Source organism: Photorhabdus africana (genome assembly GCF_035181445.1).
In the GTDB taxonomy this organism is placed as follows: Bacteria; Pseudomonadota; Gammaproteobacteria; order Enterobacterales; family Enterobacteriaceae; genus Photorhabdus; species Photorhabdus laumondii.
Genome location: NZ_JAXBVE010000009.1, coordinates 119695 through 146445 on the forward strand (window position 1 = coordinate 119695; position 26751 = coordinate 146445).

Annotated in this window: 24 protein-coding genes; 2 read left to right on the forward strand and 22 right to left on the reverse strand. The window is 36.6% G+C overall.

The annotated features are described in order from the left end of the window. Window positions 1–145: 145 nt before the first annotated feature. From lepB to rpoE, 6 genes are all read right to left on the reverse strand, one after another. Complete coding sequence (lepB, locus tag SLS51_RS07550) at window positions 146–1126, reverse strand: signal peptidase I (protein WP_323836980.1); 981 nt, start codon at window positions 1124–1126, stop codon at window positions 146–148. Window positions 1127–1146: 20 nt separating this feature from the next. After that, complete coding sequence (gene lepA / locus SLS51_RS07555; RefSeq protein WP_323836983.1) at window positions 1147–2943, reverse strand: translation elongation factor 4; 1797 nt, start codon at window positions 2941–2943, stop codon at window positions 1147–1149. Window positions 2944–3140: 197 nt separating this feature from the next. Next, the gene (gene rseC / locus SLS51_RS07560; RefSeq protein WP_323836985.1) at window positions 3141–3605 is read right to left on the reverse strand and encodes a SoxR-reducing system protein RseC; all 465 of its coding nucleotides are present in this window, start codon (window positions 3603–3605) and stop codon (window positions 3141–3143) included. Continuing rightward, window positions 3605–4561 (reverse strand): sigma-E factor regulatory protein RseB, encoded by a 957-nt coding sequence (gene rseB / locus SLS51_RS07565; protein WP_323836987.1) that lies wholly within the window; start codon window positions 4559–4561, stop codon window positions 3605–3607. Before rseB ends, rseC begins: the two co-directional genes overlap by 1 nt. Window positions 4562–4566: 5 nt before the next feature. Next, window positions 4567–5217, reverse strand: coding sequence for an anti-sigma-E factor RseA (gene rseA, locus SLS51_RS07570; RefSeq protein ID WP_323836989.1), 651 nt, complete (start codon window positions 5215–5217; stop codon window positions 4567–4569). 39 nt (window positions 5218–5256) lie between these two features. Next, complete coding sequence (gene rpoE, locus SLS51_RS07575; RefSeq protein WP_323836991.1) at window positions 5257–5826, reverse strand: RNA polymerase sigma factor RpoE; 570 nt, start codon at window positions 5824–5826, stop codon at window positions 5257–5259. A 203-nt stretch (window positions 5827–6029) separates the two neighbouring features. On the opposite strand from rpoE, the gene nadB reads away from it, so the two are divergent. Beyond that, window positions 6030–7634, forward strand: coding sequence for an L-aspartate oxidase (gene nadB, locus SLS51_RS07580; RefSeq protein ID WP_323836993.1), 1605 nt, complete (start codon window positions 6030–6032; stop codon window positions 7632–7634). A gap of 67 nt (window positions 7635–7701) precedes the next feature. On the opposite strand, the gene trmN is transcribed toward nadB, so the two are convergent. After that, window positions 7702–8436 carry a tRNA(1)(Val) (adenine(37)-N(6))-methyltransferase TrmN gene (gene trmN, locus SLS51_RS07585; RefSeq protein WP_323836995.1) on the reverse strand — a complete coding sequence of 245 codons (735 nt, stop codon included), beginning with the start codon at window positions 8434–8436 and terminating at the stop codon, window positions 7702–7704. 157 nt (window positions 8437–8593) lie between these two features. Here trmN and srmB point away from each other — a divergent pair, with 157 nt between their 5' ends. Further along, window positions 8594–9931, forward strand: coding sequence for an ATP-dependent RNA helicase SrmB (gene srmB, locus SLS51_RS07590; RefSeq protein ID WP_323837051.1), 1338 nt, complete (start codon window positions 8594–8596; stop codon window positions 9929–9931). Between the two features lie 170 nt (window positions 9932–10101). On the opposite strand, the gene SLS51_RS07595 is transcribed toward srmB, so the two are convergent. The 15 genes from SLS51_RS07595 to SLS51_RS07665 all read right to left on the reverse strand — a co-directional run bounded on the left by SLS51_RS07595 (window position 10102) and on the right by SLS51_RS07665 (window position 26236). Then, the gene (locus SLS51_RS07595; RefSeq protein ID WP_323836996.1) at window positions 10102–10620 is read right to left on the reverse strand and encodes a DUF6622 family protein; all 519 of its coding nucleotides are present in this window, start codon (window positions 10618–10620) and stop codon (window positions 10102–10104) included. Window positions 10621–11176: 556 nt separating this feature from the next. After that, window positions 11177–12391, reverse strand: a complete 1215-nt coding sequence (locus SLS51_RS07600) for an HlyD family secretion protein (RefSeq protein WP_323836998.1) — start codon at window positions 12389–12391, stop codon at window positions 11177–11179. Then, window positions 12384–14048, reverse strand: coding sequence for an ATP-binding cassette domain-containing protein (locus SLS51_RS07605; RefSeq protein ID WP_323837000.1), 1665 nt, complete (start codon window positions 14046–14048; stop codon window positions 12384–12386). Before SLS51_RS07605 ends, SLS51_RS07600 begins: the two co-directional genes overlap by 8 nt. A gap of 128 nt (window positions 14049–14176) precedes the next feature. Beyond that, window positions 14177–14923 carry a nucleotidyltransferase domain-containing protein gene (locus SLS51_RS07610; RefSeq protein WP_323837002.1) on the reverse strand — a complete coding sequence of 249 codons (747 nt, stop codon included), beginning with the start codon at window positions 14921–14923 and terminating at the stop codon, window positions 14177–14179. Between the two features lie 103 nt (window positions 14924–15026). Next, window positions 15027–15836, reverse strand: a complete 810-nt coding sequence (locus SLS51_RS07615; RefSeq protein WP_323837004.1) for a glycosyltransferase family 2 protein — start codon at window positions 15834–15836, stop codon at window positions 15027–15029. 25 nt (window positions 15837–15861) lie between these two features. Then, window positions 15862–16752 (reverse strand): glycosyltransferase family 2 protein, encoded by an 891-nt coding sequence (locus tag SLS51_RS07620; RefSeq protein WP_323837005.1) that lies wholly within the window; start codon window positions 16750–16752, stop codon window positions 15862–15864. Window positions 16753–16789: 37 nt separating this feature from the next. Then, window positions 16790–17494 carry a hypothetical protein gene (locus SLS51_RS07625; protein WP_011147544.1) on the reverse strand — a complete coding sequence of 235 codons (705 nt, stop codon included), beginning with the start codon at window positions 17492–17494 and terminating at the stop codon, window positions 16790–16792. A gap of 6 nt (window positions 17495–17500) precedes the next feature. Then, window positions 17501–18745 (reverse strand): glycosyltransferase, encoded by a 1245-nt coding sequence (locus tag SLS51_RS07630; protein WP_323837011.1) that lies wholly within the window; start codon window positions 18743–18745, stop codon window positions 17501–17503. Between the two features lie 238 nt (window positions 18746–18983). Further along, window positions 18984–19598 (reverse strand): rhomboid family intramembrane serine protease, encoded by a 615-nt coding sequence (locus tag SLS51_RS07635; protein ID WP_011147546.1) that lies wholly within the window; start codon window positions 19596–19598, stop codon window positions 18984–18986. Between the two features lie 21 nt (window positions 19599–19619). Next, a complete protein-coding gene (locus SLS51_RS07640) occupies window positions 19620–20729 on the reverse strand; it encodes a hypothetical protein (RefSeq protein WP_323837016.1) in 1110 nt (369 codons plus the stop codon). A gap of 489 nt (window positions 20730–21218) precedes the next feature. After that, window positions 21219–22598: an FAD-binding oxidoreductase gene (locus SLS51_RS07645; RefSeq protein WP_323837018.1), complete on the reverse strand. Its 1380-nt coding sequence runs from the start codon at window positions 22596–22598 to the stop codon at window positions 21219–21221. A gap of 132 nt (window positions 22599–22730) precedes the next feature. Beyond that, a complete protein-coding gene (gene idi, locus SLS51_RS07650) occupies window positions 22731–23261 on the reverse strand; it encodes an isopentenyl-diphosphate Delta-isomerase (RefSeq protein ID WP_011147549.1) in 531 nt (176 codons plus the stop codon). Between the two features lie 15 nt (window positions 23262–23276). Beyond that, window positions 23277–24020 carry a geranylgeranylglyceryl/heptaprenylglyceryl phosphate synthase gene (locus SLS51_RS07655; RefSeq protein WP_011147550.1) on the reverse strand — a complete coding sequence of 248 codons (744 nt, stop codon included), beginning with the start codon at window positions 24018–24020 and terminating at the stop codon, window positions 23277–23279. Window positions 24021–24246: 226 nt separating this feature from the next. Further along, on the reverse strand, window positions 24247–25386 hold the full coding sequence (locus SLS51_RS07660) for a hypothetical protein (RefSeq protein ID WP_323837021.1): 1140 nt from the start codon (window positions 25384–25386) through the stop codon (window positions 24247–24249). A 1-nt stretch (window position 25387) separates the two neighbouring features. Then, on the reverse strand, window positions 25388–26236 hold the full coding sequence (locus SLS51_RS07665) for a radical SAM/SPASM domain-containing protein (protein WP_054479176.1): 849 nt from the start codon (window positions 26234–26236) through the stop codon (window positions 25388–25390). Window positions 26237–26751 lie beyond the last annotated feature (515 nt).

Here is a 26751-nt window from a genome sequence, read left to right on the forward strand (position 1 = left end):
ATAAAAACGCACACGCAACAGACCTGTTACAGGAACCCCCGACAAAACTGTTGCGTTTGCACTGGCTCCTTATTAGGAGCCAGTTTAAGTTTGAAAGGACATTCTACACTGCGAGTAAAATTAATGCTTCGCTAATATAAAAATATTAATTAATTCCACCAATACGGCTGAAGCGAACTCCGGTAGGCCATTCCCCTTCCTGTTTTTCAAAACTCATCCAGATAGCTGAAGCGCGACCCACCAGATTTTTCTCAGGGACAAAGCCCCATGCACGGCTATCAGCGCTATTATCACGGTTATCCCCCATCATAAAATAGTGACCTTCAGGCACAATCCACATTCCCTCTGGCAAGCCAGGCTGACGGAAATTAGGTACCGATAGTACACCGGGAATCTCCAAAATATGATGGGTCACTGCGTCCAAATTCTCAATTCGTTCACCCTGCCGCATACTGTAAGGCGGCAACGTTTCTTCAACGGGGATTTGGAAAACACCTACCTTTCTCAAACTTTCACCCTTGGAATCGACACCATATTGCTGCATTGTCCACTCACTTGGGAATAGTGAACCGTAAGAAACCGGTAATTCTCCCTGACAATTCCCTGTTTTGCTGCAATTAGAAAAAATACGCAATTCTTTCTTTGCCGGATCATAAATAATTTTATCACCCGGTAAACCAACCACCCGTTTGATATAGTCAAAACTGGGATCCAACGGGTATTTAAATACAGCAACATCACCACGCTTTGGTTCGCCAGTCTTAATCAATGTTGTTTGAGTGATGGGATCTTTCAATCCGTATGAATATTTCTCTACCAGAATGAAATCACCAATCAATAAAGTTGGCATCATGGAACCCGATGGGATCTGAAAAGGCTCATAAACAAAAGAGCGCAGGATCAGAACCACGGCTAACACAGGAAAAATAGATGAACAGCTATCCACCCATGTTGGCTTGTTAATAGTCTCAGCCAGATGCCCCTGATCCATTGTACCTTCAGTCAGCTCCTGCAATCTGGCAAGTTTTTTCTTGCGTTCTGGTGCCCATTTGAAACGATCAATACACCAAATAATGCCGGTGACTAACGTTGCCAACGTTAGGATCAGGGCAAAAGTGTTAGCCATTTAGACTCCTTACAAGCTTATTAATTGTCTTTACCAACATGAAGAATGGCTAAGAAAGCTTCCTGTGGTAACTCAACGTTACCCACTTGTTTCATGCGTTTCTTACCCTCTTTCTGTTTCTGCAATAGCTTTTTCTTACGGCTGACGTCACCACCATAACACTTCGCCAAGACGTTTTTACGCAATTGCTTCACTGTTGAGCGAGCAATAATATGATTACCAATCGCAGCCTGAATTGCGATATCGAACTGCTGACGAGGAATAAGTTCTTTCATCTTCTCCACCAGTTCCCGGCCACGGTACTGTGCATTGCCACGGTGAGTAATCAATGCCAATGCATCAACTCGTTCAGCATTAATCAATACATCCACACGAACCATATCAGATGACTGGAAACGAGTGAAATTATAATCCAGCGAAGCATAACCGCGAGAGGTGGATTTCAATCGATCGAAGAAGTCCAAAACCACTTCCGCCATCGGTATTTCGTAAGTCAGTGCAACCTGTTTACCGTGGTAAACCATGTTAGTTTGCACCCCGCGCTTTTCAACACATAAGGTAATGACGTTCCCCAAATACTCCTGAGGTAACAGCATATGGCACTCAGCAATGGGTTCACGTAACTCTTCAATATTATTCAGCGGCGGTAGTTTAGATGGGCTATCCACATAGAGAGTATCGTGGCTAGTTGTCTCCACTTCATACACAACCGTTGGGGCCGTTGTAATAAGGTCGAGATCATATTCACGCTCCAGACGCTCTTGAATAATCTCCATATGCAACAGACCAAGGAAACCGCAACGGAAACCAAAACCCAATGCAGAAGAACTTTCTGGCTCATAAAATAGTGAAGCGTCATTCAGACTCAATTTACCTAATGCGTCACGGAATGCTTCATAGTCATCAGAACTGACAGGGAACAGCCCTGCATAAACCTGTGGCTTCACTTTTTTAAAGCCCGGAAGTGGTTTTTCCGCAGGTTGACGGGACAATGTCAAAGTATCCCCGACAGGCGCGCCAAGAATGTCTTTAATTGCACAAACTAACCAGCCCACTTCGCCACAATCCAATACATCACGATCAACACGCTTAGGGGTGAAAATACCAAGACGATCGGCGTTATATACCTGCCCGCTACTCATCACCTTGATTTTATCACCCTTACGCAAAGTGCCGTTTTTAATCCGCACTAGGGAGACAACACCAAGGTAATTATCAAACCATGAATCGATGATAAGCGCCTGTAATGGTGCATCAGGATCGCCTTCTGGTGCTGAAATCTCTTTAACCAAGCGCTCAATGACGTCTTGTACACCGACACCCGTTTTGGCTGAACAGCGCACTGCATCAGTCGCATCAATACCGACGATATCTTCGATCTCTTCCGCTACACGCTCAGGCTCTGCCGCCGGCAAGTCGATTTTATTCAGAACAGGAACAACTTCCAGATTCATATCCAACGCGGTATAACAGTTAGCCAGCGTCTGGGCTTCCACTCCCTGTCCCGCATCAACCACCAGCAATGCCCCTTCGCAGGCCGCTAGTGAACGGGAAACTTCATATGAGAAATCAACGTGCCCCGGCGTATCGATAAAGTTTAATTGATAGAGTTGCCCATCATTCGCCTTGTAATCCAAGGTAACACTTTGGGCCTTAATGGTGATACCACGCTCACGCTCCAGATCCATAGAATCCAGCACTTGCTCTGCCATCTCACGATCTGTTAAGCCACCACAAATTTGAATAATACGGTCAGATAACGTCGACTTACCGTGGTCAATGTGAGCAATAATGGAGAAATTTCGTATTTGCTTCATTATAAATATTTTTCTGCCTTGATATTTCTGAATCATTCGCCTAATGGACACACAGAGGGACATAAAGCGACGGTTTATTAGGTCGGCCACCGGCCTGAAAGGCTGTATTCTACATGCCAAATCTACGAAAACCTAGTCATGCCTGTGGCTTTAAGTATGGGTTAGTAAATTAAATGTTTTAGATGATTAAAATAGATCTATTCCCGATGCTGAATGTGAATGGCATCAGGAGGCAAGCCGATTTGCAAAACGACAGGTTGATATTCCTGCCGATTATCCCAGTAAGTGGCGATTCTGCGGGCAAAGAAGAATCCTAACGCGCCGCCTAAAACACCGCCAAAAAACACCCACAATTGATTGGTCACCCATAACTGAAAAAGTGCACCGCCAAGGAATAGCCCAATAAGCGGAGTCAGATAAACTAGCAACGCCGAACGCAGCAAGCTCCCTTCAGGGATCCCAACTTCCACTTTTTGCCCCGGTTGCAGCGGTTGTAAAATCTCAAGTTCAAGCTGATGTATGCCATCAGACCCTAATTTATTGAGTAAATAAGAACCACACGTTGCTCGCGCCTGACAACTGCCACAACCAGAGGAGGAACCATAACGTAATAATGCCCGCCCCTGTTGCCAGTGAATTACTGTTGCCCACTCTTTAACCATCAGTCAGCTCCTATAAATGCGACACCAGCAGCAATACGCTTGGCAGTTGCCAATGGTAATTCACCAATAATTGTCACCTCATTTGCACCACGTATTGCACTATAAATCGTTCGGGCCCCACGACGGAGAGGATATTCCAACTTACCGGTTTTATCCGTATTAGTCACATTCACGGAAAAGCTAAATAAACCATCACTGAACATAATAGATTCAAGCGTGCCGCTATTTAACAATTTACGACGGCTACGCGAAACCTCAACGAAACCGGTCGGCAATTTACCCACCTTCCAATTAAATACGACCTTCTCTGATGGTGGAATAACCAGCATTGGCGGCATGTTTAAGCGAGTAATCGCACTCATTGCATCATTGATATCCCCATCGATGGTGGAAGAAACAACCCTAAATTGCTCAAGTGCCTCACTATCACGACCAAGTAAGTCAATACGTAATGGTAAATGAGTTTCTTCATCGATCAGTAAAATATAATTATAACGCACTTCATCTTTAGAGGTGATGCGTACAACCCTACAAGGCCTATCACCGATATGGGTACGGCCAACATCAATGAAATTGTAATATTTTTTCAACTGATTGAAGTCAGCAAAAATGACGGCCGGTAAATAATCAATAATATGATTACCGCTAAGACTGAAAGCATCCAATCCCGGTTCAAAATAACTGATCTCATTACCGCGCTGGACAACTTCCCTACGAGAACCATCCATCTGCATAATCTGAGCAATTGGAATACCATTGATAATAGCGTGGCGATAACGAACTGAGACAATAGCCTGCTGGTTGAGATTAATAAAAGCAAGCTCGTAAGTTAGAGACCGAGTGGCATTACCCATCTCCTGCAACAAAACCTCAGCACTGCCGAGCTGCGCCGAGGCTGGTAAAGGAGCAAACAGGCTGCCCGCCAGCAAACAGACGGAGAACCAAATATGTTTCATTACTGCTATTGTGTTCCTAAAGATTGCGTTCCGGGAACCGGAATAACAACCTGTGGTGAAATTCCCCGTTCATCATTTTGCTTAAAATGTACACGGCGATCGAGCTCATATTGTTGCAGCATGATATTAATGCGTTTATTACGCTCCTGCATTTGAAGGCGTTGATCATTGCCAAATACATCATTACCGGAAGGCACTCCCAAACTCACCGGAGAAGCCGATCCCATCATTGGCAAGGTGTTAAATGCCGGCGTATCAGATTGATACTCAAAATCCTCTGCACTATGACTGTTGTACTGTTGTACACCTACCAATACGGCCAGCGAAACACAGGCTGCAACCGCCACTTGAGTCATTTGATTCATCCAAGGGCGAAGCTTTTGCCAGAATGGCATTTTTTGCCAAGTTTCTGGTTGAGGCTGAGATTCAGAAATATCCCCAAGGTTAGAATGAACTGGCTCTTTTTCAAGTGCCAATGCAACCCGGCTAGCAATATCCATATGCAATACTTCCGTCACATCACCACGCAATGTATCACGGATCAAGTGGTAATTTTCCCAGTGTTTCTGCATAACAGAATCTTTAGACAAAATACTAACGACTTCACTATCAAGAGTTTCGCCATCCATCAGTGCGGAAAGTTTTTCTCTTTGCATGCCAAAGTACCCTTCAGTATTGTTCCACTATTTTTAATTTCAAATCAGTGGTTGAATTTTATCATCAATGGCTTCCCTTGCACGGAAGATACGGGAACGAACCGTACCTACCGGACAATCCATAATGGCCGCTATTTCCTCATAGCTTAACCCATCTAATTCCCTTAGCGTTATTGCCATTCGCAACTCTTCAGGAAGAGATTCAATGGTTCGGAAAACCACCCGCCTTAATTCTTCTGACAACATTAAATTCTCAGGGTTCGAAATTTCTTTTAGTGCATTCGAAGTTTCATAATTTTCTGCGTCACTGGCATCTAAATCACTGGACGGCGGACGGCGCCCTTGAGAAACCAAATAATTCTTCGCAGTGTTTACTGCAATACGATACAACCAAGTATAAAAAGCACTATCGCCACGAAACGAAGCCAATGCCCGATAGGCTTTAATAAATGCCTCCTGAGCAACGTCAGGCACATCACCCTGCGGAATATAGCGGGATACAAGGCTCGCCACTTTATGCTGATATCTGACTACCAGTAGGTTAAACGCCTGTTGGTCACCTTTCTGCACTCGTTCGACCAGCATTTGATCCGTTAACTGCTCGCTCATCCGAGGTTAAATCTCCCGAAGCAAAGCTCCACATTGATATTTACTGAACCGACCATGATGTCCTATTTCCGAGCAAGCATGGCTTTGAGTAATAAAATTCTGTGAAATTCAATTTTTGTCATCATTTTGTTGCAACCATAGCCTTTATCATATCTGATAGGCTAACATGATTTTTATCCATCTTCATTCATACATCATCAATTATGCAATCATTATTCTCTCAACATTACAGCGATATACTTATTATAGGCAGCGGTGTCGCCGGCCTATCTCTGGCTTTACGGCTAGCTTCACAACATAAAGTCACCGTGCTAAGCAAGAGTATTCTTAGTGAAGGTGCATCCTATTACGCTCAGGGTGGTATCGCCGCTGTATTTGATAAAACGGACAGTATCGCATCTCATGTTGAAGATACCCTTATTGCCGGCGCCGGGCTTTGCGATAAAAGTGCTGTTGAGTTTATCACCAGTAATGCCCGTCATTGCGTACAATGGTTGGTTGATCAAGGTGTTATGTTTGATACAGAAACCAGCGAAGATGGAGAAAAACAATATCATCTGACCCGTGAAGGCGGTCACAGCCATCGTCGTATTCTGCATCATGCTGATACAACCGGCAAAGAAGTAGAAACGACCCTGGTTGATAAAGCGATGTCTCATCCAAATATCACAGTGAGAGAGCGCTGCAACGCAGTGGATTTAATTACGTCAAATAAAGCCCGGTTAGACGGTGATAACCGAGTCGTCGGCGCTTATATCTGGAACCGTCAGCAAGAACAGGTGGAAACTTATCGCGCTAAGGTTGTTGTACTGGCAACAGGCGGTGCCGCTAAAGTCTATCAATATACGACAAATCCCGATATCTCATCCGGTGATGGCATTGCAATGGCATGGCGCGCAGGCTGCCGTATCGCCAATCTGGAATTTAACCAGTTTCACCCGACCTGCCTGTTCCATCCACAGGCGCGTACTTTCCTGTTGACAGAAGCCCTGCGAGGTGAAGGCGCATATCTGAAACGACCAGACGGCAGCCGCTTTATGCCCGATTTTGATGAACGCGCTGAACTAGCTCCTCGCGATATCGTAGCACGAGCAATTGACCATGAAATGAAACGTCTTGGTGCTGACTGCTTGTTTCTGGATATCAGCCATAAACCAGCGGATTTCATTACCCAGCATTTTCCAATGATTTATGAAAAATTGCTGACACTGGGCTTTGATCTAACAAAAGAGCCGATTCCCATCGTTCCTGCCGCGCATTACACCTGCGGTGGTATTATTGTCGATCATCAGGGACATACTGACCTCAACAACTTATATGCTATCGGTGAAGTCAGCTATACGGGTCTGCACGGTGCAAACCGTATGGCATCTAATTCTCTGCTGGAGTGTCTGGTGTATGGCTGGTCTGCTGCGGAGGATATCCAACAACAGATCGAAAAAATAGAAGAAGTACCGCCACTCCCTTTCTGGGATGAGAGCCGTGTTGACAATTCAGATGAACAGGTCGTCATTCAGCACAACTGGCACGAATTACGTCTATTTATGTGGGATTACGTCGGCATTGTGCGTACAACCAAACGCTTAGAGCGGGCACTGCGCCGTATTAATATGCTGCAACAGGAAATTCACGATTATTACTCCAATTTCAGGATTTCTAACAATCTGCTGGAATTACGAAATCTGGTGCAAATCGCTGAATTAATTGTACGTTGTGCGCTAGAAAGAAAAGAGAGCCGAGGTTTGCACTTCACACTGGATTATCCCGATTTACTACCAGAATCAAAACCAACGATTCTGACACCCTGATTTTTGCTGGCAAAACTTCTATATAACCACGCTCCGGCGTGGTTCTTTCAATAATTCAATAAATGATTCAATAATAGAGATAGAAATCCGTCACCAATTGCTGAAATTCTTGCGTATATGCACCGTCTGGCTGACGAATAGTCAATTCACTGATTAAGCCGGTTTTTTCCTTACGGGAAAATGCCAATAACATCCGATGCAATGGCTTGCCTTGCCTATCGCGGATATTGACCCGATGATGGGAAAACCAGCCCAGACGACATGCCATTGTTTCAAATTCCTCACCAATGGCATATGGCAATACCACACAAAACAGACCATCCGCTGTAATTAACGTCTCGGCGTATTGTAATAACTGCTGGTGAGTCAGCGACCCCGTATAACGAGCCTGCTCCCTTGCCTCATTTCGACAAGCAACCGCCGGTTCAAAATAGGGGGGATTACTGACAATCAAGTCATAACATTGCGAATACTGTTCAGCGAAATCACCAATATCCTGCTGATAAACATCTATTTTTCTCTGCCACGGAGATTGCTCTGCATTATCTTGTGCCTGCGACGCGGCCTCTGTATCCAGTTCCACTGCATCAATTTTGGTTTTTTCATCCGTACGCTGTGCTAGCATCAACGCAATGAGCCCGCTGCCACAACCAATATCTAAAATCGCTTTTTTGCCATTCACCGGAGCCCATGCTCCCAATAAAACGCCATCAGTCCCGACTTTCATCGCACACCGCTCATGACCAACAAAAAATTGCTTGAAAGTAAATCCATCCCGGCGTAAAGGGCGTTTCTGTTTCAAATTAATAACCTGTATCTATTTAGCACAAAAAAATTTCGCTATAGGATAAGGGTTATTATGTTTCGGTAAAAGCTATCTACCTTAATTGACCGCTTTAATATTAGATGAACAATACGCCCAACCTGTTTATAATCGGCGGCCTAAACAGAGGTATATGATGACTGCAACAAACTTTTCTGAACTTGAGCTTGATGAACGCCTGCTTGACGCCCTGAATGATAAAGGTTACTCCCGCCCAACAGCAATTCAGGCGGCGGCTATTCCGGCGGCAATGGACGGGCGTGATGTACTAGGATCAGCGCCTACCGGTACCGGTAAAACCGCCGCTTACCTGTTACCCGCCATGCAACATTTATTGGATTTTCCACGCAAGAAATCTGGACCACCACGCATTCTGATTCTGACGCCCACCCGTGAGCTAGCCATGCAAGTGGCAGATCAGGCAAAAGAATTCGCTGCACATACCCATTTGGATATCGCTACCATTACTGGCGGCGTAGCCTATATGAATCACGCAGAAATTTTCAGCGAGAATCAAGATATTGTCGTCGCCACTACAGGCCGTTTGCTGCAATATATCAAGGAAGAAAACTTTGATTGCCGGGCCGTTGAAACACTGATCCTTGATGAAGCCGATCGTATGCTGGATATGGGTTTTGCCAACGATATTGAAACCATCGCGGGTGAAACCCGTTGGCGCAAACAGACCATGCTGTTCTCTGCGACTCTGGAAGGGGAAGCCATTCGTGATTTTGCTGAACGTTTACTGGAAGACCCGGTTGAGATTGATGCAGAACCGTCACGTCGTGAGCGCAAAAAAATCCAGCAATTTTACTACCGTGCCGATAATTCGGCACACAAAACAGCCCTGCTTTGCCATTTACTAAAACAACCCGATGTCACTAAATCCATTATTTTTGTTCGCAAACGTGAACGTGTACACGAACTTGCGGATGAATTGCATCGAGCTGGCATTAAAGCCCGGTTCCTTGAAGGGGAAATGGTACAGGCTAAAAGGACGGAAGCAGTTAAGTGCCTGAATGATGGCAGTATCACTGTTCTGGTTGCAACGGATGTTGCTGCCCGTGGATTGGATATTGATGACATCAGCCATGTTTTCAATTTTGATTTACCGCGCACCGCCGATGTTTATCTACACCGTATCGGCCGAACAGCTCGTGCAGGTCGCAAAGGTACTGCAATTACCTTAGTGGAAGCGCATGATCATCCTTTATTAGGCAAAATCAGTCGCTATCTGAATGAACCACTAACGTCACGAGTTGTTGATGAACTTCGCCCAACAACCAAAGCACCAAGTGACAAAGCCCACAATAAGCCATCGAAAAAAGTATTGGCTAAACGCAAAGAGAAAAAGAAAGCGGAAGAATCAAAGAAAAAAGTCAAAATACGTCATCGAGATAGCAAAAATATCGGTAAGCGTCGTAAACCTTCTGGTAATCCAAAACCGGAAGCCCCAACCAGTAGCGATACGTAAATCTTTAAACGGGCCAATTGGCCCGTTAATTATAATATGCAGTTTCACATAGTAAGATTCTTCTGTGAGTAAATAGGCTCCAAGCAAACGCTTCTTTATTTCTTTAAATAACTCATCGGGCATTTTGCCATCCCGAGTTTTTGCAATCACACTATTTGGTTTCATAAACGCTATTTGTAGACGCTCTTGGTCCTGTTTCTGTACCAAGGAATAAAAAGATTTAACGTTCCGCCCCAGAAAATACCGTCAAGCACACCATTGCTAAAGCCAAAAAACAGATTGAAGTGTAACGAATGCAACAACGCAGGGTAAATACTTAACATGGCCATAATAATAAACTTAACGATAAATGTGATAACAATCAGCGTCAGAGTTAACCAAGTACCAGGACGGATGATTAAATCACTGCCTGCTTTTTCACGTAATCTTGGTTGAGAACGCCACAGGCCCCATCCTATTACAATCCCGACGAATAAACCCGCTATCATCGTTATCAAGGCTAAATCTGAGAATGTGGTTTCATAAATGACGCTATATATTCCCCAGACCAGGAATACTATTGGTAGTAAGAAAAGGCGCTCAATTCGCATTTCACGATCATACAAGGCACTGATCCCGCGCCTGATGAGAAAAACAAAAAGAATCCAAACCCATATTGGGGTATCTTTAATAATGGTGGTCAGTGACATGTTATTTATATGAACGTCCCGCTTGCAAGGACCTCCATCGTTTTGACTCTGACAGATAGGTTGCAGCTTTAAATCCGGCTTTTTTGCAGCCTTTTAAAGCTGCGAGCTCCTATATAATCCGCTGACTCACGCCTTATTTCTCCAACGAGCTTTAAGCTCAGAATAACATTCAGGTTTGGTGAGTCCCGGTCTTACCTGTCGTTGTCATCACGCTGGCTGCCAAAGCAACCTTTCTGCATTCACCCTTTTGTTAAGAGTTAATGTTTGTCTGTATCAGTGATTAATACGGTCTGACACTGACGTAATCTTTATCGTATTGTTGCCCATCAAGACGGTAGCTTATGAGTCGAATCTAAGATTTATATCCGTCATCTTTCACGTTGCCTCTTTGTTGGCTGCACTCTCTCACCCCGGTCATATAGTTTTCTATGCTCCCAGTGATTCGCTCCCTTGCCGTCGCGATGCATCTTGAAATCTATTGGGTATATTCATACTAACACTAAAACACCTGTAAAAAATAACTTTTTCAACAATACCACATTAAGTAATAAGACCATTAAGCAACATATGGAAACACTATTTCATATATATATTCATACAGATTAACTTCATCCAAGATGATGAATGCCTTGATTGAATTACCAAACTCTAAATCAAAATCCCTTTTATCAACAATATTAATCACAATTTCAGCCGTACCGTTTTTTACGCCAAATATAGCCTCAACCTTCCCTTTTATTGCCCCATACTTGAGATAATCATAAGCATCCATTTTTAATTCTACGCTCTGTCCAATTTTAATCTTTCTAATATATTTTTCACTAACAACTCCTTTTGCTATAAAGTGATTACCATCAGGATATATAGTAAAAACTAACTCGCCTTTTTTTACCTGCTTAGGCCTGATGCCATTAATATTATTAAACTCAACCTTACCATCAGCTTTTGCAATTCCTTCTATTCTCAACTTACCATTCTTTATATTCTCCATCCCTGTGTTTTTTACATTCAATTCTGAGACAAGAACGGAGAGTTCGCCTCTTAACTGGTTAAGCTCCATATCTAACTCTTTATATTTGGTTGCTCCAATTATGTATCTACTCTGCTCATCATCTAAACTGTACTTTCTTTTCTCTAAGTCTAATATATCAGATTCAAGATTAATCAAGCCACGACGTGATGAGAACAATTCCATTTTATATTTAATAATATCTTTCTTAGATAAATAATTATTATTTTGATTTAACAATTTATCTACAAAATTCATCTGTTCTCTGTAGCTTTGACTAAAAAAATCATAGTCATCTCTATGGTCTTTCAAAATAGAGTCTATATTTTTTAATTCACTTTCATTTTTATTAAACTTAAAATATTCATAATTTTTTTCAATCTTCATCCGTTCATAGACATTATCTATATACTTTTCCATCGCATTAATTTTTGTATTATCTCGCTTTATATTTTGTAATAAAATAGATTCAGCCTCCTCTAAATCTGGATTAATCGCATTATAAATAGAATCTCCTTTTTTAACCACATCACCATCACGAACATTATAATTTTTAATGTCTATATCCTTTTCTGCATAAAATAATACAGGTTCTGGTGCAGTTTTAATAAAAGCATTTTCTAAAACAACTCGCCTCTTTATAGTCACAACAAAAGATAAAGCAAAACATATAATCAGCAAAAAAACCGTTATACTTATAATTAATTTATATTCTTTATGCAGTTCTGACTTAATTTCATTATTAGAGTTTAATTTATTCATTAAAAGCCTCTAGTTTGAATAAATCATAGTCCTTTTCACTTTTCAGCTCTAACACTTCATGATTTTCACAATCGATAGTAAAATCATGAGCGACATAGAATATAATACAACCTTCTTTTTCTGAAATTAATTTACTTACGACTTTAGCATTTTCATTATCAATTCCTCTAAATATTTCATCAAATATCAATACCGATTTATCTGACAGATAACCTCGTAAAAAGAGTAATACTTGTCTTTGTCCTTCAGAAAAAGGGTTAACTTTATCACTAATAACGGTATCTAGTTTTTCAGGCAAGCTATCTATTGTCTGCCATAAATTTAATTTTTTAAGCATACTCTCAACTTTATTCCTATCAACGTCTCTTCCTAATGTAATATTTTCAATAATACTTGTAGTAAAGAGTATATCTTGTGGGAAGTATGCAGCGCATTGATTTATATGAATTTCAGGCTTAATAATTTTATCAGAAACATAAAAATTCACAGATCCATTTACAGGTGGAATCAAACCAATCAAAGTCTTACATAAAGTTGTCTTACCAATACCATTCTGTCCTATTATTTTATATATCTTATTACTTTGAAAGGTAAGATCCGGAATTTTACAGACGATATTTCCATTAGTACCAATATGAAGATTCCTCACTGTAATTTCGTCTACACTAACAATATTATCATTTAATTCAGTATTCAATAAACTCTCATCTACAACATTATTCCCCATGAATTCTTTATACCTTTCAAGAGTAATGCTTGATCTTTTCAACTCCATAAAAGAAACTAAAATCTGCATTGTATGTTTTAGAGACATTTCTGTAAAAGCAATTAATGTCAACATTATACCTAGTGAAAAACTACTATATCTAATAATGCTAATAACCATGACACATCTAATAACAGTACCAATGATTGTGTTAACTGTTAGCGTTTTACTTTTCACACCAGCAACAAGTAATGCAACATTTTTCTCCCTATTCAAAAAATCATTCATCCTGTCAACACATCTATTCAGAATCCTGTTTCGATAATTATTGCCTCGTATCGTTTCCCTTCCTCCAATAATATCATCCATAATTGAAAGAAAATTTGATTTGATTTTAAAACGCTGCTCCTCTAAAAGAATCATTTTCTTGACAGACAAAAAATAGACAACCACTAGCATAATCATTCCTAAGATCAAAAAGCTGACAACTAGAGGACTAACATATAGCACTATGATTGATAATATTAAAATCGTAATAAGCTTAACAACAATATCTATTAGCAGAGTCAAATAATACTTTTTAATATTTTGAGCATCATAAATCCTTTGAATCAATCCACCTTTATTATAATCATTCAATATAGATAATCTTGTAGTAATCAAAGCAAGTAAATATTTATCTAAATAATAATAGTCCAAATATTTTTCCAGCGATGCTCTAAAGCGAGCAGTCAAATAAGTTAGTATCATATTGAATGATTCATATAATAGATAAGATATCATAAAGATAAATAAAAAACGCAAGTCACCTGATGGTATAACCGCGTCAATCAGATACTGCATGAAAAATGCAGTAAAAGAACTAATGATACTTAATACTAAAGAGTATAGTAATAAGGATTTTATATAACCTGTCGCAAAGTTATCCTTCAATGCCACATCCATTTTCATGCTAAATTCCTGGATAATATTAATATAATTTACAAAAATGAAATAACCGTGAATTCAGCAACAAGTTAGTTCATTACCCAATTAGAAAGCCGAATTAAAATACATATAGCACTATTTTGGAATATTATTTAGTTATCAACCACATTCAGTATGTTCATAATGCCCTGACTCACAAAATTTTCATCAGAATTTGTTTCACCACCAAGAAGCATAATAACCTCTCTATAAAGAAAATTTATTTCCTTAATTCTTGTTTCTATAGGATTAGGGCTCATTGCCAGTGAGAAATGCTCAGCAAAACTTTCATCAATATCTTTGAGCTGGCTAATCATTTTGCGAAAACCTTGCAGCCCCCAATGACGATGAAGTCTGATATAAGAATCTGCAATATTGAGCAAAAACTTAGAACATGCAAATTCGAAAAATCCAAGGTCATCTTTCACTTGATATACCTTCCGGTATAGGCTTTCAATTAGCAATGCACTTTTCCTTCTATTTTCTATAGAAAATGTTTCTATAATAGGCGACTCGACTATAGAATAGGTTTTTAGTTTCAATTCTCTTGCTATATTTTTATTATCAAAAATAATCTCTGAATCCAACATATGCTTTATTGTTGGTCCATGCTTATGAGATAAAAGTTTTACTAAAGATTTTTCTGCCATATACCGAAGTTCAAATTCTACTTCACGATAGACTATCTTCTTTCTAAATAAATCAATTTCACTTCCATGTACAATAAACAAATCAATATCACTACTTCCATTTTTATACTTACCTGTAAAATATGATCCATATCCAAGAATAGCTAAGACTTTTTCTTCTCTCTTTATTTTTTCTACAATTTCTTTTAAGCATTCTTTAATGTCGTCCATACTACCTCACTTAGAGTATCTGTCACGAAAAATATAAAAATCATTCACTGGAAACTACAGCATATTTCACATCAAAACATTTTAACTATTTTAACTATTTTAACTATTTTAACTCGATTTCATTCAGGTGAAATCGAACATCGTTGGGTTTGTTCATATACTCTGATAATGGTAAGTTACTCTTTATTGTATTTCGTAATTGATCTAGCTTCTTAATATAATTTAATCTCGTTTCTGATTGGAACCCAGTAACAGACGATGTAGTAAGAGAGCGTTCTCTTTCTACCTTTACATAGAGGGGACGGTTAATATTCCTGACCTTTACACAATGAATAGCCCTAAGTAAAAAATCATCATCAGCAGCAATTCTAGTTGTACCATCAAAACCACCAAGGGTACGAAATATACTAAATCTAATTAACTGAGAAGGTTGAAAACTCAGATACTTCTTACCAAGTTGATGTGCAATATAAGGGATTCTATAAAATTTCTTAATACGAAATGAGTTAACCGTATGGAAATTTTGGTAGAAATCTATATATGAAGTACCTAATATATCAATATGACTATTTTTGTTCATCAGATTATACAGGCAATCCAGTCTCATTGGTACAGAATAGTCATCTGCATCATGAAAGGTTATAAATTCAGTATCAATTCTATTGATGATATCATTTTTCAATCGATAAGTCCCGACATTAACATCACTCCTAAACAACCTGATATTTAAATTAGTTTTACTTGCTAAATATTCTAAAACATGTTGGAGCTGTATATAGTTGTCTTCTGATGAATGATCATCAGCAACTAAAATCTGCACATCACTCAAACAAGTTCTCATTATAGACTCAATAGCACTAACAATAAGTATAGGCTGATTATAATGGGGGATTAGTACAGAAACTCTACTCATGTGAGCTACTCATTTAAAATAATTATCAGTTATTCAAATTACAATGAATACCTTCAACTACAACTCCAAATTGGCGAAATATCTTTATTAAATAATATATATACAGGTTTGGATGCCAAAAGAAAAAACAAAACCTCACAATAGTAAATGGAATAATGAGAGCAGTAACCCATACCTTACTCAGGCCATTATTATTAAATATCCTATAATTTGTTCTTCCTACTCTAAAACTTCTTTTTAATACCCAAAAAATATTTGCACGATTTTGGTCATAGAATTCATAGGCCAGTGCATCACGGCAATAGAAACAGCTGATCCCAATTTGCTTTGCTCTATGGAAAAAATCCGTATCCTCTCCTCCTGTAACACCAAAATTCAAGTCAAACAACTGCTCTTTCATCGATTCATATACTCGGCGTACAATAAATACATTACAAGTGCTGACATTTATATCTTTAGAATCTGATACTAATAAGTCTCGGTAATAAAATGAAACTTTTTCCATCCATTTTCTTTTTTTATCCAAAAAAATAGGATAAGTGTTACCTTGTATCACATCAGCATTTGTCTGTATCTGGCATTCAATAAGCGCATCTAACCACCGAGAACTAACAATCTCATCATCATCAATCATAGCAACTGCATCGCACTTATATGTTTCAAAGGCCAAAGTTAACAGCATATTTCTAACTAATGAGATATTTTTATCTTCAACAAGAATGACATCAATATGGAAATTAAAATCATCTTTGATTTCATTGATCATGTTAAAAGACTCTTGCTGAGAAGAATCGTTATCTGCCACAATGGCAATATAGTTATTTGATGTCTCTAATTTTTCAATGGATTTCAATAAACGTAATAATGATGAACTACGCTTATAAGTAGGAATAAGAATTGCTACTTGCCGTAACATCCATTACCTCCTAATAAATTTAACGATAATGAAGTCATCATGCTCTATCTTTCTGAATGTATTTTAAATTAAACGTATCTCTTAACCATTTAAAATCATTAATGGTTGATAACAAGAATTCCATATTTTCAATGTTTTCCTCATAAAAATGAGCAGCATCATTAGCTCCTTTTGATATCCAATCACCAAATTCTATCTGAGTATCAATTAAACTCCATGCCGTTAATCTTTCTTTACATATAATATCTTCTTTAGGATTTTTCCTTGGTATACTGAGTTTTATACATTCTCGAAAAGCAGCTCTCCAGGAATGGAAACTGCTTGTGTTAATGACTGTATCTGAAGCAACAATATTGACTACGCGATAATCAGGGCTAAGAGATATGGTCATATCTCCAGAAAAATTTTTAACATCCTGAAACAACCTTTTATTAAATAATTTCACACCTCCATTCCCGTAGCATAAACGATTAACTGAGTTAACACTTCTCCATACATAAGTCGCAGTTGAGCATAAAGGTTCCACTGGTAACTCAAAGTTAAATTCATCTCTAATTTTACTGTCTCCGTCTACAACAAAGAACCATTTAGCCGTTACAGAATCAGAAGCAACTTTATGAGCGTTTAAGATACCATTAACACCATGAATTCTTTTTGCATCAGGAAATCTATTTTTCAAATGATTCCAATTAGATTCAGCACATGGTTCATCATAAGATATAAAGACAATGTCATATTTCATCTGTATTCATCCTTCAGAAAATTCCTCATTAAGTATTATGTTAGCTAAATGTTTACTTTGAATATTAATATTGAATTCATTCATTATTTTTTTATGTGCATTCTCCCTCATAATATTTTTATCTTTTTTACTCAACTCGTCTATATATGATATTTTTTCTGATAAAGCTACAATATCTCCTTCATTGACAAGAAATCCATTAACATTATTTTCAATTAACTCGGTAATCCCGCTATGGTAGGTAGACAAAACTATCTTTTTCATAGCCATTGCCTCCATTAATACCATTGGTATCCCTTCCATGTCACCAGAGTTAGATGTTTTGGATGGAAGTATTAAAACATCTGCGTCTTTCATAAAATTTAAGACTATGTGATGGGGTTGAAAACCATGCATTTTTATATGTTCATTCAAATTAAGTTTTAATATTAATTCATAACAATAATCATTGAGCTCCCCATCGCCAACAATGTCTAAAGTAAATGACACTTCACTGCTTATTCGTGCTAGAGATAACAATAAATCAGGCAATCCTTTTTTTTCTGTCAAACGGCCGACAAAAATTATCTTCATTTTTTCTTTATTAGATTCATTTGGATATAAACATGAAAGAGCATCAATATCGATCCCCAGATGTAGCACCTCAACATTGGTAGGATGACATCCTAGATTGATGATTCTATTACGCATATATTCACAAACTGAAAAAATTTTATTTGCTTGCTCAAATAAAATTCCGTAATGATTTCCCAGATCATTAAGACTCTTTTCTTTAGTCATTTCATATGCATGTAATACACTATATAGTGCACTCTTAATATATCCATATTTTTTCAATTGTGCCGCCATGATACTAGCCATACCAAAATGGCTTATAACGATATCATTAGGTTTTATTTGTGACGGATTGGATAGAAATTTAAAAAGCAAGCGCTTACGGTAACAATTTCGTTTAAATAAACTCATTCGAGAAAAGAAATAACCAGAGGTCATAGAAAAATAAATAAACTTAAATATTGCATATATAGGATGAATGTTTTTTATATCTTCTAGACAAACATAGGGGATTGTAGAATCATTAGCACAGATTGTATCACTAGATTTAGAAACAGATACAACTCTTACATTAAATCCTTCTTTCTTCAAACTGATAATCTGTTGATGTACAAAAGTTTGTGTTAGGACTGGATATTCTTCAAGAAAAAAAACTATATCACGCACAGAAGATCCTTTTCTTTTTATACCCGTCATCTTTCAAGTTGCCTCTTTGTTAGTTGCACTCGCTCACCCCGGTCACAGAGTTATCTATGCTCCCGGGGATTCGCTCCCTTGCCGCCGCAATGCACCTTGAAATCCATTGGGTATATATAGTTAAACAGAACCACATTAATATAGAAATTATACTGTAATCTATTCCTTTAATTTTTATCACAGTGGGTTTCATAGAGAATTCTCACATTATTAATTTATTCGTGGATAATTATTATTTTCAAATAGCAACATTATCAAAATAAGATTTATTTTTCCTATAGAAAAACAAACTCATTGTAAGCCCAATACAAATAGAAAGAACATGACCAGGCTTAGGATAATGAGCATAAATAAAATCTAAAGCGATTGCCGGCAGCATGGAAAAAACAACAGCAAACTTTAATATACTAGAGGTATGCTCTTTGACAAAAACCAACAGTAATGCAAAGGAAGATACGCCCAAAACAGCTTGTGATGCTCCTGTACCAATATTCCAAGGGTAACTAACAAAGTTAGTGCTATAAAGAGTTCCCAAAGCACCAGAAATAAACCATAAAACTAATAAAAATTTAGATCCAAGATGTTTTTCCAATAAAATTCCCAATATTGAAAGTGATAGCACATTGTAGACCATATGCAGTTGTTTAACATGTATGAACTGGGAAACCAGAAGTCGCCAATACTCAAATTCATATAATCTATTTGGTGTTAACCCTCCATATTTCTCTAGTTCTATAATGCTTATTTTACCGATAAAGCTATCTGTTAATGAATATGAAACAAATGTGGAATAAACAATTGTCACACATACTATAAATACTGTTGTTATAGGCGCTTTTTCAATTTTGAACATTCAATACTTCCTTCATAATCATTACATGACATCACAAATTATATCAGGTAAATCTTTAAGTGTAATATCTATATCATCAATTTTACTTAATTCTATGTTACGCTTAAAGTTAGTTACAATCTCAGGATTATCCAACCATTTTTTTATTATACTAGGCCCATTAGATTGATTTTCAAAACAAAAACCAAATTTTCTTTTGTTTGTCAACTCCACTATCCATCTTTCCATTGGTAACCCAGAGAAATGTACTAGAACTGGTAAATTGAATCTAATTGATTCCAATACTGTGTTTGGACCAGATTTGGAGTATAGAAATGATCTGCTGTTTGTTGAAGCCTCTAGTATCAGTTTTAGATAATCCTTATTAGCTAATGTATTATAAATGCATGCTCTATCTGCATACTTCCTATTTAAATCTATGCATTCATCATACAATTTCTTATTCGAAATAATAACCATGAATATTTTAGGTTTCGACGGATGTTCGAAAGAAGTTTTTAATACATCAAAATAACCTTCTTCACATCCATTGCAGAGAATTAAAATAGAAGGAATATCCTGCTGATCGATTTGATAGTTTGAAACTGGCTTAAATAATGGAACAGTCTCTAGTCTATGAAATTTTTCAACCATATCAGAATTTGGGTAATAATTTGTCGTTCTAATCGTCAAATCACTACTAAAATGTTGATGTATTTTAATATCTAACAAACCAGGATTAGTTATGAAGTTCACGGTTTTGAAATCAAAATAGAATTTTTCTTTGAATGCATGGACTATTTTTGCGATAACACCTTTCGTCGATATAATTAACGATGGAAAATCATGTTCAATGACACTCGATAATGATTCATTTAATACTTGCTCATTATTGAAATTACTAATCCACGAACCAATATCATCTATCAACTCATCATATAGCTTCAATTTAATGTGAGGATCATAGTAACTTGCAGAAATCTCTTGCATTCTTAATCCAAACTTGCTGAACACAGGTACTAATTCATCAAAACAGATTAATTCTGTAGAAAAAAATGCTTTACTAGCTAGTTCTGATTCAATTTTTTTTGCTGCTTCATAATTTCCCATTCTCCCCCAAGTTCTCATGCAAATAATCAATATCTTCTTCATTTAAGTAATATCCCCACAGTAAACTGTTAATATAAACTCAAAATCTCATATAAATTCACAATCTTCACATGATTGAGTTTTAATATATTTTCTATGGACTCCGCCCATATTGCACCGAAGGAGATGCAGCAAAACCGGCTTCATCAAAATAGACCAGACGGTAGTAGCCTAACCGTGCTCCGGCCGTAACTTTGATTCAGCAAGGCGATTTTTTAGCAAATTCGGGTTCGTTTATAGGGCCTCTGGCAAGCACGAGCAAGCCCATCCCTCGTGTACGGACGTCCCGGTGCTGGTGATTCAAGGCAAGTTGTTGCAACGTGATTCGTTCAGGCTCAGAAAGGACTATCTACGATGTCATAAAAACAAGTGGAAAGTCAGATTATCGTATTACCCATTATTGCAAGAATGTAGATAATTTATCTGATTAACTTAGTTCATTTCTATACTAATAAAATCAGAATATCTACATGGCATTGATATGCCATATCACTAATACTCCATAAAAAAATCATAATTATTTACAATTCCTTTAGGATCCAAGTGTTTCTTGAGTTCTAAAATTTTCAGATAATCATCTCCATATATTTTTATTTTATCTTCATATTTCATTTCATGCCATCCCGCAAGATAAGGCCGACCTTCATTTAAAATACACTCTTCTAATATTTGACTATGCAGTAACTTTAATTTTTCATATTCTTTGCTTTCGTTTCTAGGAAACGTAAAGTACACCCCAACCCCGAATACAATCCCACTCATTTTTTTCGATATCGGCTCAAAAGGAAAGAACTTACTTAAACTAGGACTTTTCTTTAAAATTATAAGAAGCCTACCTTTATTATTTATAAAAACGTCATTGTTAATTACTTTATTTAATAGGAAATTAGCAAAAGCCATAATATTATTTTGATCAACACAATAATCTCCCCAAAGATTAACATGGTCTCTATTCCAGAGATCATGCCTATAGGCACCAAATGTTCTTCCTCTATAATCTCTTACTGAATGGTATTTGTAGCCAATACACCCTGTCACTTGACATTCTAATACCTTATTAACAATATTAATCTGATCAGAATTATTGCTGATAACCATATTAACATAGTATTTTCCTCGGTATAATTGACATGTGACAGCTTCAATATTCAGATTGGAATATTCAGATATCAATATCAGAAAACTCAGTAAATGAAGAATTCCATCAAACTCTATCACATAAAGTATGTTCTCTACTCTTAATGGAATTGCTTCAAAAGTCACATCTTCAATAATACCAAGTATTCCTAATGATGCGAGTCCAAAATTATAAAGTTCGGAATTTGAATCTTCTGAACATCTATGCCTTTTTCCATCAGGTGTTATTAGAGTATACGATTGAATACATGATGCCTGACTGCCATATAGATATGAATCTTCTCCATATCCACCAACAGAAAGTGTTCCTCCAACAGTCGTATCAGGATGCCTAGTCAAGATAGGAAATGATAAGCCATTTTTTCTCAAAAAACACTCAACAGACAACCATGTTTCAAAAGCTGAAACTTTAAACTTATATTCATCTATTTTTTCAAATACCGGATTTTCGACTGATACTACTAATACAATTCCCTTTGAAAGCGATTGTGTACCAAAAGAATGCCCAACACCACGTATATTTATTGGTATCTCATTTATATTACAATAGTGAATTATATCTATTATTGAATCTGTATTTTTCACACAGACAACAGCAAGCGGTGGTATTGAATACATTCCACCAAAGTTTGTACAAAATGTTGATAAATATTCTTCCATCAATATGACATAAACTCCATGCAATTGATTAAGATCATTATAAATTGTCTTTTTTTCATGCCAAGTAGTATTCATTATTCCAGAACCTGATTTTATTCCATAGTTAGAAACCAAGGTATACTTTTATAAAAACCTATCAAAATAGAGGATATTTCGTATCATGCAGGCTTATAGTATATTCTTGATTAAATGCTTTATACATACTAATTAGCACAATTTATCAAAGTGGTTCTGTAATATATCTGCCCACTCTTTCTTGAACCAAGGCGTACAAAACTCTTCATTATTATGAATATATTCTTGGACATCTTTAATATTAATAAAAAATCCTGCTGATACTTCTTTTGGGTTTTCCGTTGGTGGTGTATCAGTAAAAACAACAAAGACATGACATAATTCATGTTCATATCCTACATCTTTATATTTTTCTTTATATTGGAACTTATATAAAAATTTTGGCTCTTCATTTATTACAATACCGAGTTCTTCTTCCGCACGTCTCATCACGGCATGAGAAATTTCTTCATCCGGTCTCGGATGACTGCAATATGAGTTAGACCAATATCCAGGCCAGAGTAATTTAGACTGTGCTCTCTGCTGAATGTATACCTCATTTTTTGAATTAATAATAAAGCAGGAAAAGGCACGGTGAAGATGATCACCGTTTAAATGAGCGTCTATCTTATTAATGCATCCGACTCTGTTATCATTCTCATCGACTAAAACTACATTTTCCATATTAGAGACTCCTCATTAATATATTCTTTCTTTATTTAATATGTTTATAGCATTGTTATTCCAATTGACTTCTTCAAATGTAGTTCCAATTGAAATAAAATCAGCACCAGAATATAACAGGTTATTTACCTGCTCAGTGTTTGATATTCCTCCACTAACAAACAACAGTGTATTATCGCCAACAATAAATTTTACAAAACTGCATATTTCATTAGAAATAACGCTGTTTCTTGAGTAAAGGTAAAAAACCTTCAATAAATTGAAATCTATACCTTCCAATGCTCTAGCAATACTTTCTGTTGAGTGATCTACAGTCTTTGAATAAACAAATTTTTGAGACTTTTTATCATTACCTAGAACAAGAGCAGCAGAACTGATTAAACAATTGTCACCATACTTTTCAATACTCTGCTTGATGGACTCTCTCTCTAATGATAAAGAGCTATAGTATTCCACATTGGAATTTATCACTGATGTGGCAAAAAATGCATCTGCGTGAGGTGATGAAGGAAATCCGTTTGGTTTCTGAGGAGGAAAATGCGTTATGATCGGGATGGTTTTAATCTTTGATGCGGCAGCTATAAAGGGAGACACTTTCATCTCAAAGTTTTCACAATCCGTACTAGCTATTATACAAAAAGGAGCATATTTTTGAAAAGTTAATAATCTATTTATATTTATTTCATAATTAAACTTAAATGGATCGAGGATAGGGATTATTGACTTTCTACATGAAGACATATATTTACAAATATCCATAGTAAACCCTATTTTGACGTTATTAATTTAATGACCTAAATAGCTTTTCATAATACCGATACAGTTGGTCTATTTGATTAATATTCAAGCAGTGCAAGTCTGGTGCCTGATAGGCTGCACTAACTCATCGCTCTGCTATGCAAAGCACACAACCCCTGCTACACAAGGTGTTATACGAAGTGGAGCCCTATTTTGGAAAGTTATTTAGTTTGACAAAACAATTTTATTAATCAAATAAAGATTTTTTTTCCTTCAAACTTTCAGTTTTTTCCCAAGAATATGCAGACCATGCTATTTCTCTTAACGGATTTCCTAAAAATCTTCTAAAAAACAACTCAATCAATATGATTACATGCCATATTAAGAATATAAATTTAAGTATACTTTTTATAATCTTATCTTTAATAGGTACATTGATAAACATGGCGGGGAACAACCCATTGAACTGAACTTCTTTTAAATAATACAAGCATTTATCCAATGGATAATCAGCACAATAAACTACAGTGCTAATAATGGATCTACGTATACGAAAATATGTATCTTTGACATTCCCTCCAACATAATGTTGACATATAGACTCTTCCACGATCCTCATATTATTTTGAGGATTTTCTAATTTCATGTCTAATAATTCAAAAAAGAAAAAACCATCATCACAAATATATCTGGCAGGAATCAAGTTTTTTATTGATGAGACACCTACCATCATACAACAGCCATGTGGATATTTTGTTTTCTTTGTAGACATTTTATTTTTGGCAAAATTCAAAAATTTTGAAGTAGGATATTTTTTCGGTGTCGGGCATTTCAATGCACCAGAACTCCCTATAAACCCTCTGCGACGAAGATCTTCATACAATTGTAAAAATGCATCATCAGATAGAATAACATCATCATCCATCCATCCAACTGCTGAACAGTTTATCCTTCTTGCTAAAAGAACAGTTTGATTTATTGAATATGCTTTGCTCCTGATATCTGTAAGAAACAATATCAACTTGTCGTAAACCTCATTTTCATTCAAAAGCTTTTGAACACTATCAATAATATCTTCTCTATGACTATAGTTAGATTGAATACTAACCATTAATACAGAATTAAATTTGATGCATTGTTCTATTCCTCTTTGAATTGCTTCTAAGATCTCAGATTTATCACATCGTCCCCATAGTGTCGGCAACAATATGATACTATCTGCATTCTTTATATAAAATAATTGTGCACATTCCTTCAATTCTACTTCATAACAACACTCATCACTAAAATGTAAATATACATCTTTATGTTTCGAATAATTCCAGTCATTCCCTTTTACATAACATTTGGATACTTGCTTCTGCATTCTCTCAAATATATTCATCATCTTATACCCCAACAAAATCACAATATTCACATATTCCGACTCTATTTCTATTCTTTAATTGTTCTCTAATTTCATTTAAATTATTTGAATTCCATATCTCAAGAATGCTTTGGTGGTTAAGATCTCCTATAATGGCTTCTTCCATCCAATCCTGACAGCACAAAACAACAGTACCACTGAATGTTATTGTGAGTTCAGTAAATGGTTTTACACATGAATTATTTAGAAATACCTTCTTTTTTTCACCAATATTTCCAGCACGATTTGTCAAGCTTTCAGAATTATCTCGTGTTACAAATATTAAATTATCAGTAATATTCTCCTCCCATTTTTTTATTTTCTTCAATACTATTTTATCATCAGTATAGTCATTCACTATTAACTCAGCATATTGACCAAGCTCCTTAGCAATTGTTTCATTTAATAAGGAACCATTTGTCTGAATAATTATTTTTGCATTTGTTTCGTTTTTTATTTTTTGAGCCCAATCTATAATTCTCTTATCCATCAATGGCTCATTTCTAAAAAACAAACTGATATAACCATTAAAGTCTTTTAACTGCTCCACTATTTTATCAAATAGTTCTTGCTGCATTTTCCCTTGTTTCATTTTGACTTTATTTGTGGGACAAAATGAGCAGGAATAGTTACAGCCACTTCTTGTTTCTATTTGTATAATCTTAGGGAAATCTGGCACATCTAATTTACTACTTATTAATTTAGATAAAAATGACTCTATGAATTTTGATTTTATATACTTCCTATTTATACCACTAATTGTGTTTAGAACACCTTTTCTTTTTATTCGACTAAAAACATAGCGGATTTTTTCTTTATTTATAAGATTCATCTCAGTAAAATATCCTCTTTATAAATTTCGACTCAATATATTAAGTTAATAAGATAAATTATCTGCATTCTTTTTATAATGGGTAATACAATAATCTGACTTTCCGCCTGTTTTTATAAAATCGAAGATAGTCCTTTCTGAGCCTGAACACAACTGTAGGTATAGGAATAAAATCATGACATACGCTACCGCTCATGGATTACAGGCTCCAAAATCCTAGACAGTTACCCAGTAGTTATAGAATTCGTTTTTCCTCTAAATAACTAATTAATGGAAATTTAAAGAGACATTCCATTAATCCAGAAATCAGCGTAGGGTAGATCACGAATAACTAACATTTATACTTAATTATTAATATTAGTTTAAGATTTTTAAAATGCAAACGTGATGAAAAATAAATTTATGTGAGAACCTCTAAATACTTCCCTTAGTCGCGAAATTGAGCAAAATACAAACAATGTCGTTCCTGACAAGGTAACTTCATCATGATGACTCGCTGTTCTCAGCAAAAATAT